The following is a 14238-nucleotide window of genomic DNA, read 5'->3' as shown; positions in this document are numbered from 1 at the left end:
TCGAAATAATAACAAGGGAAATAAATGTCTCACTATCGCCGCAACTACATCGAAGGCGGTACGTTTTTCTTTACCGTTAAACTTGCCGACCCGAAATCGCGTTTACTAGTCGAACATATCAATCTGCTTCGCGAAGTCTACACCTCGGTGCAAAAACGCTATCCGTTTGAAACGGTGGCCATTTGCGTCATGCCCAACCATCTTCATGCGGTTTGGACTTTGCCCGATGGCGATAGCGATTATCCGCTGCGTTGGCGTTTAATCAAAACCGGTTTTTCCAATCATTTTTCCGCATCAAATACTTTATCCGCCAGCAAACGGCGACGGCATGAAAAAGGGATTTGGCAGCGCCGTTTTTACGAACATACCGTGCGTGATGATGTGGATTTATGGCGTGTGGTGGATTATGTGCATTTCAATCCGGTGAAACATGGTTTGACGGCTAATGTAAAAGATTGGCCGTTTTCTTCATTCCACCGCTTCGTGCGCGACGGTTTGCTGCCGCTGGATTGGGGCGGAACGGCCGAAACTTGGGCGACGCATTTTGGTGAGTAATGAAAGTTTGGGGATAAGAAAGCAAACAGCCATATGCGTGTTTGTGCTCCTTGCAATTGTCAATAGGCCTGTCTGAAAAATATCCGTATCTTTTTTTCAGACAGGCATTTTGTTTTCTATGGCATTTCTGCGGATGATTATTCCGTTTATCCGCCGTAAAATATCTTATTTTTAATTTCGACAGGAAACGGTATGTCTATCCGCCATCTCTCCCCTGCCCCCGTTTGGCAATGGTTTGCAGATATCTGCTCTATCCCCCACCCTACTTACCGGGAAGCTGCGCTGGCGGCCTATATTATGCGGCACACCCGGGATCGTGGCTTAGAGGCGCGTTCGGATGACAAGGGCAATGTTTATCTTTATAAGCCGGCGGCCGGGGCGGGTATGGCGGAAAAAGCCGGGGTGATTTTGCAGGCGCATATCGATATGGTGGCGCAGAAAACGCCTGATTCGCCGCATGATTTCGATTGTGATCCGATCCGAGCGCGTATCAAAGGGGATTGGGTGTATGCCGATAACACGACGCTGGGTGCCGATAACGGTATGGGGGCAGCGATGGCGTTGGCGGTGTTGTTTGCCGAGGATATCGAACATCCGCCGCTGGAAGTTTTGCTGACCGTTGAAGAAGAAATCGGTATGGGCGGCGTGCGGGCGGTTCGCAGCGATTATCTGCAAGGCCGTTATCTGTTGAATTTGGATACCGAGGAACACGGCAGTATTTATTTGGGTTGCGCCGGCGGCCGTGATGCTGAATTCAATTTAGCCATGAAAAGTGAATGCGCCGAGGGCGAACGCTGGAAAATTACCGTGGAAGGTTTAATCGGCGGGCATTCGGGTATTGATATCCACCGCGGCCGCGGCAATGCCATTAAATTACTGGCCGATGTGTTGAACCGTGTTTCAGACAGGCATACGCTTCGGCTGGCCGCTTTCCACGGCGGGCTGTTGCGCAATGTGATTCCACGCGAGGCCTATGCGGAAATCGTGTTACCGGCCGGCCAAGGCGATGGTTTAGCGGCTCTGCTGGCCGAAGCGGAGCAACAGGTACGCGCCGAATGGGGTGTGCACGCCGAGAAGCTGCGTATCGCGGCCGACCGGGTGGCAACGCATAGCGGCCAGGCCTTCTGCGAGGCCGACAGCCGCCGCGCCATCGATTTGCTCTGCGCCCTGCCCGACGGCGTATTACGCACCAGCGACGACTTCCCCGGTGTTACCGAAACGTCGATTTGCTTGAGCGTTGCCCATACCGATGAACAATCCGTTCATATCTGCCTGCTGATGCGCTCGCTGTTGGAAACGCCGAAAGATGAAGTGAGCCGCCGCCTCGCCGCCCTCGCCCGCTTAAGTGGCGCTGCGTTGCGACTAGACGGCGATTATCCGGGTTGGACACCCGATGCGTCATCCGAGCTGTTTGCCGCCGCCCGCCAAGTGTTCCGCGATTATCTGGGGCGCGAGCCGCGCATCAAGGTGATTCCCGCCGGCCTTGAATGCGGCCTGATGCAGCAGCGCTTGCCCGAAGTGGAAATGATATCGTTCGGCCCCACCATCGAGGGCGCGCACACGCCGCGCGAACGGGTGGAAATCGCAACCGTGGCCGAATGCTGGGAATTATTGCTGCGGGTGTTGAAACATACGCCGGCTTAGACCGTGCTTGGGCGCTTGGATAGGAAATGCCTGTCTGAAAACTTCTTTCAGACAGGCATTTTTTAAACCGGAAAACTTACGATTCTTGTTGGTTGCCCAATTGCGGCAATACCGAACCTTCACCCAGCGAGAGCAAGCCGGTTTGCGCATACAAACCCAATTTACCGCGCGTATCGACGATGTCGAGATTGCGCATGGTCAGCTGGCCGATGCGGTCGGCCGGTGTGAAGGCAGCGTTTTCCACTTTCTCCATGCTCAAGCGCTCGGGTTGGTAGGTGAGGTTGGGCGATTCGGTGTTCAGAATCGAATAGTCGTTGCCGCGACGCAGTTCTAAAGTTATTTCGCCGGTGATGGCTTTGGCCACCCAACGTTGTGCGGTTTCGCGCAGCATCAATGCCTGCGGATCAAACCAGCGGCCTTGATACAGCAAGCGGCCGAGGCGCAAGCCGTTGATGCGGTATTGTTCGATGGTGTCTTCGTTGTGGATGCCGGTAACCAAGCGCTCGTAGGCGATGTGGAGCAAAGCCATGCCAGGGGCTTCGTAAATACCGCGCGATTTGGCTTCGATGATGCGGTTTTCGATTTGGTCGCTCATGCCTAAGCCGTGACGGCCACCGATTTTGTTGGCCTCAAGGAATAATTCCACCGGATCGGCGAACTCTTGGCCGTTGAGCGCTACCGGTACGCCCTCTTCAAAGCGTACGCGTACTTCTTCGGGCTTCACGACTACATTTTCATCCCAGAAGGCCACGCCCATAATCGGTTTGACGATTTTGATGCCGCTGTTCAAGAATTCCAAATCTTTGGCTTCGTGGGTGGCGCCGAGCATATTGGAATCGGTGGAATAGGCTTTTTCTACCGACATTTTGTAATCGAAACCGTTGGCGATTAAAAACTCGCTCATTTCCTGACGGCCGCCCAGTTCGTCAATAAAGGTTTGGTCTAGCCAGGGTTTGTAGATGCGCAGGCTCGGGTTGGTTAACAGGCCGTAGCGGTAGAAGCGCTCGATGTCGTTGCCTTTGTAGGTACTGCCGTCGCCCCAGATGTTTACATCGTCTTCTTTCATCGCGGAAACCAGCATGGTGCCGGTAACGGCGCGGCCCAACGGGGTGGTGTTGAAATAGGTAATGCCGCCGGTGGAAACATGGAATGCGCCGCATTGGATGGCGGCGATCCCCTCGTGCGCCAATTGGCTGCGGCAATCAATCAGCCTCGCCTGCTCGGCGCCGTATTCTTTGGCTTTTTTCGGGATGGCGTTGTAATCCTCTTCATCGGGCTGGCCGAGATTGGCGGTGTAGGCATAAGGCAGCGCGCCTTTGAGTTTCATCCACAACAGCGCGGCGGAAGTGTCGAGGCCGCCGGAAAACGCGATGCCGACCTTCTGGCCGGCCGGCAGGTTTTGCAAGATAGTATGATTGCTCATCGGGGGAATTCCTATAAGATAAGGTGTTGAAGCACGCAAGAAGCGGAAATTTGTTTATTATTGTACGATTTGGCGCCAACGTCCAGCCTCTGTTAATGATTTCGGCCGCCGCTTGGCTGCACGATATGCTTTCAGACAGGCATGGTGCCCTTAATTATATTGATTTGGCGGTATGCCTGTCTGAAAAACCATTACTTTATGAACGAACTGAATTACTCCGTCGCCGGCCGGCCGATTCGCATACTGCTCAAACGCAGCGCGCGCAAAAATATTATTTTGCGCGCGCTCTCGCACGATTCGATCAGCATCAATATCCCGCCGCGCTTGAGCCGCCGCCAACTGGTAAACTGGCTGGCCAACAACCAAACCGTGCTGCTTGATGTACTCGCCCGTGCACCGGAAAATACCGCCGGCCAGCGACCCGGCCACATCTGGTACCTCGGTATGCCGCATCAATTAGGCGAACACGATGCGGCGCACATTGCCGTCGATACGCCCAAGCTATTGTTGCCGCCGCAAGCCTGGCCGCAGCAGCAGGCGCAGTTGCGCCGTTTTTTGCAGCAGCGCGCCCGCGAACGGCTGTTGCCGCGTTTGGCCGAACACAGCGAGCGCCTCGCGCTTTTTCCGGCGGCAATGGATTTGTCCAATGCCAGAGGGTTCTGGGGCGTTTGCCGCGCACGCACCGGCATCCGTTTGAACTGGCGTTTAATCGGCGCGCCGGATTTTGTGTTGGACTATATCTGCGTGCACGAATTGTGCCACCTGCCCCACCCCGACCACAGCTCGCGATTTTGGGCACTGGTCAACCGCCACACGCCGCATACCGATTCGGCCAAACGCTGGCTAAAACAATACGGCAGCGAGTTGTTTTGGCTGGATGCGCCGCGCTAAACCCGAGCATATCAATCCCCGCTATCGGGCATTAAAGTCAGGTTAGGCAGATTCCAATTGCGGTAAACCGCCAGCATGCGGAAAGCAAAAATAAACAGCAGTGTCAATACATCGCGCAGCCACAACGAAAAATCCAAGGTATACATCAGCCAATACAATAAGCCGCCGCTGAGCGAGGCGGTCAGATAGATTTCCCGTTGCAACAGCAAAGGCAGCTGCCGGCACACCACATCGCGCATAATCCCGCCCACCGAAGCGGTCATTACCCCCATGGTCAATACGATCGGCCAAGCCATTTGTTTTTCCAGCGCCGCCTCGATACCGATAACGGTAAACGCGGCCAAGCCCAGCGCATCAAACCAGCGCATCGCCCTGTCCAAGCGTTCGAATTGGTAGTAAAACACCTGTACCAACAGAGAAGTGGCGACAATCAGGTAAAAATAATTCAGGTCATAAAGCCAGAATATCGGCGTTCGGTCGAGCAGCAAATCGCGCAGCGTTCCGCCGCCCACCGCGCCGACAAAAGACACCAGCATCGCGCCGAAAATATCAAACTTCAAACGCTTGGCCAGCACGGTGGCCGCCACCGCGCAGGCGAAAATGCCGACCATATCCAGCGTATAAACAATCAGGGATTCCGAAGGTAATTCCATAACACTCTGTTTTTAATCTTATTCGTGATTTCACTATATTTGATAATCAATCGATATGCCTGTCTGAAAACAAATATCCGTTATTTTTTCAGACAGGCATATCGAATCTTGATGATTTAATCCGTTACAAACGGCTCGCCCATTACTTCTAATAAAACCGATACATGCGAACGTTGCGGATGTTTTACCGCCGTCAACAAACATACTTCGCCCACTTGCTGCCAACTGCGTAATTGTGCCATCGCCGCCTGCTGCACCTCGCCCTGCAATTCCTCGCGATAACGCGTGGCGAATTCATCAAAGCGCTGTTGCGGCGCAGCATGATACCAACGGCGCAATCCGGCAGAAGGCGCGATGTCTTTCAACCAATGCACACCGGCCATCTGCTCTTTACTGATGCCGCGCGGATACAGACGGTCGACAAAAACCAAAGTTTCGCCGTCCGCCGCTTGGAAACCGTAAATCCTGCTCACCTTCATATCCGTCTCCCGCCTTATTTAAGATGTTTTCTTCCATTCCAGCGCCAAATCATACAAGGCTTTTTTGTTGGCGCCGCTGATTTTCGCCGCCAGCTCGGCTGCCTGTTTGGTCGGCAGCTCGGCCGCCAAAATCTTCATCACCTGCTGCGCCTCGGGCGGCAGACCGCCCGCTTCGCGCTGCGCCGCCGGATGCAGCACCAACACCATTTCACCGCGGCTCTGGTTGCTGTCGGCCTGCAAACAAGCAGCCAATTCGTCTGCCGTACCGCTTAAAAAAGTTTCGAATGTTTTGGAAATCTCGCGCCCCAACATCAGCCGCCGCCCGGGAAACAGCGTTTGCATATCCGAGAGCGTCGCCGCGATACGGTGCGGCGTTTCGAACATTACCACCGGAAAATCCGCCTCTTGCCACTGTGCCAAACGTTTCTGCCGCTCCCCCGCCTTGGCCGGTAAGAAACCGGCGAAATAAAAAGTGGAATCAGCAATACCGGCCACACTTAAGGCCGCCATCACCGCGCTGGCCCCCATCACCGGCACCACCGCACAGCCCGCCTCGCGCACACTCTCCACCAGCCGCGCACCTGGATCGCACACCGCCGGCGTACCCGCATCGGATACCTGCGCCACGATTTTGCCCTCCGCCAGCGCCGCGATGACTTTCTCCGCCATCTGCCGCTCGTTGTGCTCGCGCACGCTCAACAAGCGCGCCTGTATGCCGTATGCCCCCAACAGCTGCGCCGTTACCCGCGTATCCTCCGCACACACCACATCCGCTTTGCTCAATACCGCCAGCGCGCGCAAAGTAATATCAGCCAGATTGCCTATCGGCGTGGCCACCACATATAATGTTTGCGGCAATAAGCTGTCGCAGGCTTTTTGATAGAATTTCTGAAACATAAATGCCTGTCTGAAAAATAGGAAACCAATAAAAACCACATTATAAAGGGGAACGGCAAAATGCGCCTGAACCATAAACAAGGATGCGCCGGCGAAGATGCCGCACTTGCCTTTCTCCAAGCGCAAGGCTGCAAACTCATCGCCCGCAACTGGCACTGCCCGTTCGGCGAGATTGATTTAATCGTCAAACACGGTAAGATACTGGTGTTCGTAGAAGTACGCTACCGCCGCAGCCAAGCCTTCGGCGGTGCGATTGCCAGCATTACCCCGGCCAAACTGGCCAAACTGAACCGCACGATTGATTATTACCTGCAAACCCAACAACCCGGCAACATTCCTTGCAGGCTGGATGCAGTATTGATAGAAGGCGGCAGTACCCCGGTTTGGCTCACCAACATCACAGGTTAACAAAAGATGAGTAATTTACAATCGCGCATCACCGCGCATTTTGAAGAGAGCATCGCAGCCAAACAACAAGCCGTTGAAGTATTGGCCGCCCCCACCGCCGAAGCTGCACAGATGATGATTAACTGCCTGATGAACGACGGCAAGATTCTGGTTTGCGGCAACGGCGGTTCCGCAGCCGATGCGCAGCATTTCGCCGCCGAAATGACCGGCCGCTTTGAAAAAGAACGCATGGAATTGGCCGCCATCGCGCTGACCACCGATACCTCCGCCCTCACCGCCATCGGCAACGACTACGGCTTCGACCATATCTTCAGCAAACAGGTGCGTGCTCTGGGCCGTCCCGGCGATATCCTGATGGGCATTTCCACCTCTGGCAACTCCGCCAACATCATCGAAGCCATCCACGCCGCCCACGAACGCGACATGCAAGTCATCGCCTTTACCGGGCGTGACGGCGGCAAAATCGCCGGCCTGTTGAAAGACGATGACGTTTTGCTCAACGTGCCCCATCCCCGTACCGCCCGCATCCAGGAAAACCACATCGTACTGATACACGCCCTGTGCGACTGCATCGACAGCGCACTGTTCGGCGAATAACAGAACACCGAAAAAAGCCGAAAAACGTGCCAAAACGGCGACAAACCGTTAAAATACCCCGCAATCCGGCAGGCACGCCGCCTGTTTTGTTTGCGCAAGAAAGGAAAAACGCATGAACACTACCGTTAAATCCCTGCTGCTTTCTCTCACCCTGGCCGCTTCGCTTAGCGGTTGCGCCGCCGCTTTAGTGGGCGGGGCTGCCGTTGCCGGTGATTCCGCCCTAGACCGCCGTAGCACCGGCGCACAGGCTGACGACAACATCATGGAAGTGCGCATCCGAAAAACCGCAATCGATTACCTGAAACAAAACAGCCAAGCCTCCGGCATCCAACCCAAGCTCTCGGTTGTCAGCTACAACCGTCATATCTTGTTGCTGGGCCAAGTTGCCACCGAAGAAGAGAAACAATTTGTCGAACGCGTCGCCCGTGCCGAACAATCCGCCCAAGCAGTATACAACTACATCGAAGTAAGCCCGCAAGCCCGCACCTTCGGCAATGTCAGCGCCGATACCTGGAGCACCACCAAAGTACGCACCACCTTGCTGGGCATACAAGGCGTCTATCCCGGCCGCGTGAAAATCGTTACCTATGGGGGCGTTACCTATGTAATGGGCATCCTTACCCCGGAAGAGCAAGCCGCGGTTACCCAACGGGTCAGCACCACGTCCGGCGTACAAAAAGTCGTTACCCTCTATCAAGATTATTACAAACCGACTGCCGGTGCCGCTTCACAATAAAGCACCGCGAATCTGATACGGGCACCGCTCAAACCGGCGGAGCCCGTTTTCTGATAAGGCCGTAGGAAAATTTTTACTTTCCCCATTCAAATACAAACGCTCCTACAAACACACATCGGAACTAATATATGAGCAAATTCCAACTGACTCCGCGCAAACTGCTGTTCGGCGCACTGGTCATCATCGCCTTAGTGGTTGTCGGCCTCGTATTCAGTGTCTTTACCACCATGTCGAAAAAAGAAAATATCCGAATTCAGAATAACCAAGCCGCTTCTGATAGCTCTACCGTCGAAATCCTTACCCCCGGCGGCAATAAAATTGTCACCACCCAAACTGTTTCCGCCAGCCAGCAAGCAGCGAATCAACCTGATGCCGCATCAGATAGTACCGCCAGCGATCCTCCGCAAAACGAAGCTGCTTCGGAAACCGAACAACAAGCGGCCACTACCCGACAAAACCAGCGTCGCCAACGAAACCAAGCCGCTACCGAAAACGACGATAGCGGGAACGCAACAACAACGCCTTCACGCAGTAACCGTCCAGCTACCACGGCAGAAACACCGGTCGAACCGATAAACAGACAACCTGCCCGTGCACCTGCGCCGCCGGCCGAACGACCGGCACAACAACCTACCGCACCGGCAAAAAAAGAAGTGATGGATAATTTGTTCTAAACTTCTTCAGATAAAAAAGACCTTTAAGGATCTATCACCTTAAAGGTCTTTTTTGTGGCTGCTGTTTCTATCAGCCATCAGCCCGTTACATCTTTGCAAAACTTCGCAACTTGCCGGAAAATATTACAAAACAATCTTGCCATATTGGTTCAAATTCATCCAAGAATCGCTTAAACCATTAGAAACAAAAGAAATATTAAATGCCATACTCATCCATAAGCCGGTAAAGAATTTGGTTTCAGACAGGCATTTCCGTCGGATCAGCCGCCCCAAGCTAAACTATTCACTCGGCGCAGCTATTGAAATCACCCGATTACCCTCCACTTTGCTTTCTGTACAAATAAGCACATTGTTTGTTGTTTCGCCTTTGCCGTTTTGACTCATAAGGAAACTAGATTGATGGAACAAAAATCACCCGAGGATTTTATCCCCTCTTTTCGCCGCCGCAAGTTAGACGAGCCGGGTTTCTTAAAAAAAGTGGCACGTTTTGCCGCACGCTTAGGCGCACCTGCGGTCAGACAATTGTATGCGCTATATTATCTTTACAAATCACCTGCCACACCGAAACGGGCTAAGATGATTATTCTTGGTGCATTGGTTTATTTCTTCAGCCCGCTCGACAGCTTACCCGATTTGCTGGGCCCGCTCGGCTTTACCGACGACATCGCGGTTATCGCATTGGTTTACGCGCAAATGAAAGCTTATCTGACAGAAGACATAAAAGTACGCGCGCGCGAAGCAACAGAAAAACTGTTGAAATAAAAGGTTTAAAAAATCCGACCGCGATAAGCCGTCGGATTTTTATTTACCTATTTCTGCCACACCGTGCAAGAAGCACTCCGCCAAATTTAACGTCTGGCCGTTTAAGGTAAATACCGACCGGCGTGCAAGCAGGGCCTGACCATCGAAACCGGGTAAAGAACAATCTCCTACTATCGCATATTCAACCGGGCTTCGTGTGACCGCCAACGAAGCGTCAAACAACTGTTCACCCAACGGACGGGTACCGCAATCGAGAATCCGGCGCCACTCCCAAGCTTCAGACAGGCATAAACTGCGTGCCCATACCACCGGGATTCCGTTATAAGAGAGCAAAACATCGCGTATACAACAGTCTCCTGCCTGCTGCAGCCACCCCGTATCATTCTTACCTTTACCTAAATAAAGTAAGTTCACAGTAAATTCCCCGCCCAACGATTTGAAGGCACGTGTCAACGAAGGCTGCTGTATGAGTTCTAAAACTTCTTCCGATAACGGAACGGTTAAAGGGGGTAATTGCGGTAACCAAACCGGAACCGTATTTATGCTGTGCATCATAAAAGATTCGAGTATCAGTGAAACAGATGTTACAGCGGCTTATAACCGCCACCATCAACAAATGCCTGTCTGAAAGTCATCACCGTATCACGGAAAATTCTTTTCAGACAGGCATTTAATTCAAAAAATATGGCTATTACAAACCAATCAATTTAATCCGCTGGCCCGGCGTAATCACGGAGGTATTGCCGTTCCAACGACGGATATCATTAACGCTGAGGTTAAAGCGGTTGGCAATATTGGTCAGCGTATCACCTTTGCGTACGGTATAAGAAACCTGCTGCGTACCTCCGCTGTTACGAGATTTGGCTGCGACAACATTCAACACTTGGCCTTTACGGATATTGTTGCCTTGAATCTGATTCTGGGCCACCAAATCAGCCACACTCACGCCATAGCGCTGCGAAATGTTATACAGAGTATCGCCATCGGTTACACGGTGTGTCGAAGCAGCAAGATTTTGCCGTTGCGCATTGGCGCGAGCCAAACGCTCTTCAGTGCGTTGTTGCTGCTTGGCACGGGCGGCCGCCGCTTTGGCAGCACGCGCTTCTTCCATATCGGCACGAGCCAGCGCTTCACGAACCGCTGTAGCAGCACTGCTGCGCATATTATTGTTTTCCACCAGATTTTGCAGATCATCAGCCCCTTGGTTGGCAGCCAACTGATTAACACCGGTAATCGGCTGTTCGATTGCAACCGGCAAGGTTGCAGGTGCCTCAGCTTGAGCCATAGCCAAAGGAGCGGCAGCAGATTGGGCAGTTGACAGTGCTGCAGTTTGCGCCACAACAGCGGGCTCAGGTTGCGCTTCGGCTACACTGATTGGCGCTTCTGCTGTAGTAGGCGCGGCAGTTGAAACTTGCGCCACAGCCACATTAGCGGGGGACGTGCTGGCAACTTCCGGCTTAGCTTCAGCTGTTGCCACAGTAACCGGTGTGGCAGCAGGAGCAGTTTGAGCAACCGTAGTCACCGGCTCGGCCGGTTTCTGATATGGTTGGGTTGGCAGCGGCAACGGTTGGTTAATGGCCATTACTGCCGGTTTATTATCCGCTTTGATGGCAACCGCTTCAGCAGGAGCACGGTTAGCAACCTGCACAAAATCAGATGCTTGAGGAGCAGGTGCCACGGTAGCAACACGGGTTTGCGGCGGTACGATTTGCGGCGCAGCGGCATAAGAACGCGCCGCAGCATTGTTGACAGCCAATACAGGCATGGGCTCCACTGTCTGCAAACGGTTGTGTTGGGGATTCGGATCACGATCCAAGCTTGCCAAATCGCTTTGCACGCTGCCCGAGGCCGGTGAAGTAACGGTATTACTGCGGTTCCAAGTTAACAAGGTAGTCGGATCAGCCTTACGATAATTTTGTTCGAAAGTATTAACCGCCGCCACCGGCAACAGCATTTTACGGCTGCTGTTGGGAATGAATACCGATTGTTTAAACGCAGGGTTCAATGCACGGAATTCGTCTTCACTGATGCCGGCCAAGCTGACGGCGGCGGAAATATCAATCGGCTGATCAAGATTAACTGCCTTGAAATAAGGTTTATTATCGATTTCATCCAGATTCATGCCGAAATATTGCGGGTTGCTGACGATATTGCGCACTGCCATCAATTTCGGTACATAGTTGCGTGTTTCCGCCGGCATTCTCAGGTTTTCATATACCGGGTCCAAACCTTGCGCACGAGCGCGGTTGACTGCCCGGGAGACATTGCCTTCACCCCAGTTGTAAGCAGCCAGAGCCAATGACCAGTCACCAAACAAACCGTGCAGATATTGCAGATAATTAAGCGCCGCATCGGTTGAGGCGGCGACATCATGACGGCCGTCGTACATCGGGGTTTGTTCCAAACCGTAATGACGGCCGGTAGCAGGCATGAATTGCCACAAGCCGGATGCGCCAACGTGTGATTTTGCCTTAACTACATAAGCACTTTCGATAAACGGCAACAGCGCGATTTCAGCAGGCATGTTGCGTTTTTCAACTTCTTTGAAAATATGATACATATACGGTTTGCTTCGGCTAACCGTACGATTGAAATAAGCGGAGTTGGCTGCAAATTTCGCTTCATGGCGGCGAACCAGCTCGGGATTGACTTCATCCATACGAAAATCTTTGCGGATTTTCGCCCAAATACTGCCTGAGGCGACAGTGGATTTACCGTGATCCAGCGATGCGGCATTCAAGCGCATCATCGCCATACCAATTTGACTGGGCGAATAATTCTGGCTGTAAACAGTTGCTGAAGCAGTCAGACCGGCTACCGCCAGTGTAAGGGTTTTCAATGATGCCATGATATTATTTCAAATAATCTGATGTTTAACCTTATAGATAGTACTTTAGCTTGCCTGTTACCGTCAAGATTCCAACAAAGTAAAGTTTTTCAATATATTATCATTTCTCGGTGTTATCCGACATTCGGTTATACTGTGACAAAAGAATAATTTCGGCAACCGACATTTATCAGACGCACACAGGAAGAAATTGAATTATTTAAAACTAAATCAATGGTTTGAACAATCAAACCTAGGACTTTATCTGGCACGTCAGGAAAAAGATTTTTTCGGCACGCTCACCGAACGCTACGGCCTTTTGGGGGCGTCGGTACAGTTCGGTATGCCGGATTGGCATCTGTTGCCTGTATGCAGCATGATGCAAGTTCCCGATGATGTGCGCATGACACCCGAAGCAATGGCTTGGGCAGACGCCAGCTTGGATTTATTGATCCTGCCGCATATCCTCGAATGCAGCGGCGCACCTTATCAGATATTGGCCGAAAGCTGGCGCTGCTTGAAACCCGGCGGTCGTGTATTGTTAAGCGGGTTTAATCCGCACTCTCTCTGGCGGCTGGGTAGGTGTTTCGACGGCAAACAACTGCCCCACGCACGCAAATGTCTGCCCCTGCCCTTATTGAAACGCTATGCGACAGATATTGGCTTTACCATCGAAAGCGGGCGTTTTATGGCCTATGTACCGGCCGTTCACAGCGAGCGGGCACTGCGCCGCTGGCGTTTTATGGAAGCCGCCGGCAACCGTTGGTGGCCGCACGCATCAGCGGCTTACGGCGTAGTATTATTGAAGCGTCAGGCCGGCATGACCATTCTGCCGGAATTACAGGAAAAACTGGCGGAAAAAGAGGATGCGGTGGTGCTGACGCCTGCTAAAGTGAGGGCCGACTGAACTTCAATATTTTGATGAACACAACAAAGCGGCAGAACGGTTTTTTCCGTTCTGCCGCTTTTTTTCTGCAAATCAAACTTAAAACAGGCTCACGATGCCCATTACCGCCAACGTCATCACAATCGCCAGTGCGCAACCGACCTTTGCGACCACACCCAAGATAAAGCCGATAAAGGTACTCAGCCCGACTTTGCCGGCTTTCAACAAATCCCGGCGTACCCACCATTCGCCGATGGCCGCGCCAATCAAGGGGCCGAGCAACAGGCCCGGAATGGAGAAGAAGGCACCGACAATACCGCCGATCAACGCGCCCCATACCGCTTGTTTGCTGGCGCCGCTGAATTTGGCACCCAACATGCCTGCTACATAATCCATTGCGGTGCCGACTACAGCAAATATCGCCAGCGCAATCAGCGTGCCGGTTCCGATAATCTGGTAATCGCCGGCATATGCCAACAACCAGGAACCGGCAAACATCAATCCCAAGCCGGGAATAGCCGGGTAAACGGTACCGAGCAAGCCGATCAGCAAGCAAATCAGGCCGCCGATAATCAATAAGGTAGTCATTGCTACTCTACTCCGTAAAAAGTTTTCAGACAGGCATTCTAGGATCTATTGACAATTAACGCAACGGCGTTGTTTTTGGTCAAAAATCCCCGTCTGCGGCGTTGAAAATGCTCGCAAGATGCCCAACCTTGCTGTGCTTTTTGCCTTGCATACGCGGTTTTTGCCCCTTGAATTGACAATCTAAGTGCAACAAATGCGAAGAGGTGCCCATAAAGCAG

Annotated in this window: 16 protein-coding genes; 9 read left to right on the top strand and 7 right to left on the bottom strand. The window is 52.7% G+C overall.

Annotated features, from left to right (window positions below):
• Positions 1-24 precede the first annotated feature (24 nt).
• On the top strand, positions 25-555 hold the full coding sequence (locus tag Q4C79_RS06060; protein WP_303090127.1) for a transposase: 531 nt from the start codon (positions 25-27) through the stop codon (positions 553-555).
• A gap of 192 nt (positions 556-747) precedes the next feature.
• Positions 748-2199: an aminoacyl-histidine dipeptidase gene (locus Q4C79_RS06055; protein WP_303090126.1), complete on the top strand. Its 1452-nt coding sequence runs from the start codon at positions 748-750 to the stop codon at positions 2197-2199.
• Positions 2200-2275: 76 nt separating this feature from the next.
• Here Q4C79_RS06055 and argG read toward each other — a convergent pair whose 3' ends face one another.
• A complete protein-coding gene (gene argG, locus Q4C79_RS06050) occupies positions 2276-3622 on the bottom strand; it encodes an argininosuccinate synthase (RefSeq protein ID WP_303090125.1) in 1347 nt (448 codons plus the stop codon).
• 198 nt (positions 3623-3820) lie between these two features.
• Between argG and Q4C79_RS06045 the strand changes: the two genes are divergently transcribed.
• Positions 3821-4513 carry a M48 family metallopeptidase gene (locus Q4C79_RS06045; RefSeq protein WP_303090124.1) on the top strand — a complete coding sequence of 231 codons (693 nt, stop codon included), beginning with the start codon at positions 3821-3823 and terminating at the stop codon, positions 4511-4513.
• Between the two features lie 11 nt (positions 4514-4524).
• On the opposite strand, the gene Q4C79_RS06040 is transcribed toward Q4C79_RS06045, so the two are convergent.
• The 3 genes from Q4C79_RS06040 to rsmI form a co-directional block, all read right to left on the bottom strand.
• Complete coding sequence (locus tag Q4C79_RS06040; RefSeq protein ID WP_303090123.1) at positions 4525-5166, bottom strand: trimeric intracellular cation channel family protein; 642 nt, start codon at positions 5164-5166, stop codon at positions 4525-4527.
• Between the two features lie 116 nt (positions 5167-5282).
• Positions 5283-5639 carry a DUF488 domain-containing protein gene (locus Q4C79_RS06035; RefSeq protein WP_303090122.1) on the bottom strand — a complete coding sequence of 119 codons (357 nt, stop codon included), beginning with the start codon at positions 5637-5639 and terminating at the stop codon, positions 5283-5285.
• A gap of 24 nt (positions 5640-5663) precedes the next feature.
• Positions 5664-6542 (bottom strand): 16S rRNA (cytidine(1402)-2'-O)-methyltransferase, encoded by an 879-nt coding sequence (gene rsmI, locus Q4C79_RS06030; protein ID WP_303090121.1) that lies wholly within the window; start codon positions 6540-6542, stop codon positions 5664-5666.
• Positions 6543-6602: 60 nt separating this feature from the next.
• Between rsmI and Q4C79_RS06025 the strand changes: the two genes are divergently transcribed.
• The 5 genes from Q4C79_RS06025 (at position 6603) to Q4C79_RS06005 (ending at position 9719) form a co-directional block, all read left to right on the top strand.
• Positions 6603-6950 (top strand): YraN family protein, encoded by a 348-nt coding sequence (locus tag Q4C79_RS06025; protein WP_303090120.1) that lies wholly within the window; start codon positions 6603-6605, stop codon positions 6948-6950.
• 6 nt (positions 6951-6956) lie between these two features.
• Positions 6957-7547, top strand: coding sequence for a phosphoheptose isomerase (locus Q4C79_RS06020; protein ID WP_303090119.1), 591 nt, complete (start codon positions 6957-6959; stop codon positions 7545-7547).
• A gap of 112 nt (positions 7548-7659) precedes the next feature.
• Positions 7660-8283: a BON domain-containing protein gene (locus tag Q4C79_RS06015; RefSeq protein WP_303090118.1), complete on the top strand. Its 624-nt coding sequence runs from the start codon at positions 7660-7662 to the stop codon at positions 8281-8283.
• Between the two features lie 128 nt (positions 8284-8411).
• A complete protein-coding gene (locus Q4C79_RS06010; protein WP_303090117.1) occupies positions 8412-8957 on the top strand; it encodes a hypothetical protein in 546 nt (181 codons plus the stop codon).
• Positions 8958-9356: 399 nt separating this feature from the next.
• Positions 9357-9719, top strand: a complete 363-nt coding sequence (locus tag Q4C79_RS06005) for a YkvA family protein (RefSeq protein WP_303090116.1) — start codon at positions 9357-9359, stop codon at positions 9717-9719.
• 39 nt (positions 9720-9758) lie between these two features.
• Here Q4C79_RS06005 and Q4C79_RS06000 read toward each other — a convergent pair whose 3' ends face one another.
• Entirely contained in the window at positions 9759-10274 is a 516-nt protein-coding gene (locus Q4C79_RS06000) for a chorismate lyase (RefSeq protein ID WP_303090115.1), read from the bottom strand.
• A gap of 136 nt (positions 10275-10410) precedes the next feature.
• The gene (locus tag Q4C79_RS05995) at positions 10411-12567 is read right to left on the bottom strand and encodes a LysM peptidoglycan-binding domain-containing protein (RefSeq protein WP_303090114.1); all 2157 of its coding nucleotides are present in this window, start codon (positions 12565-12567) and stop codon (positions 10411-10413) included.
• A gap of 190 nt (positions 12568-12757) precedes the next feature.
• Here Q4C79_RS05995 and Q4C79_RS05990 point away from each other — a divergent pair, with 190 nt between their 5' ends.
• A complete protein-coding gene (locus Q4C79_RS05990; RefSeq protein WP_303090113.1) occupies positions 12758-13453 on the top strand; it encodes a class I SAM-dependent methyltransferase in 696 nt (231 codons plus the stop codon).
• Between the two features lie 78 nt (positions 13454-13531).
• Here the strand turns inward: Q4C79_RS05990 and Q4C79_RS05985 are convergent, their stop codons facing one another.
• The gene (locus Q4C79_RS05985) at positions 13532-14020 is read right to left on the bottom strand and encodes a DUF456 domain-containing protein (RefSeq protein WP_303090112.1); all 489 of its coding nucleotides are present in this window, start codon (positions 14018-14020) and stop codon (positions 13532-13534) included.
• Positions 14021-14238: the final 218 nt, after the last annotated feature.

The sequence above is a fragment of the Neisseria sp. genome (assembly GCF_030523955.1).
Lineage (GTDB): Bacteria > Pseudomonadota > Gammaproteobacteria > Burkholderiales > Neisseriaceae > Neisseria.
This window is presented reverse-complemented; position numbering and strand designations above follow the sequence as displayed.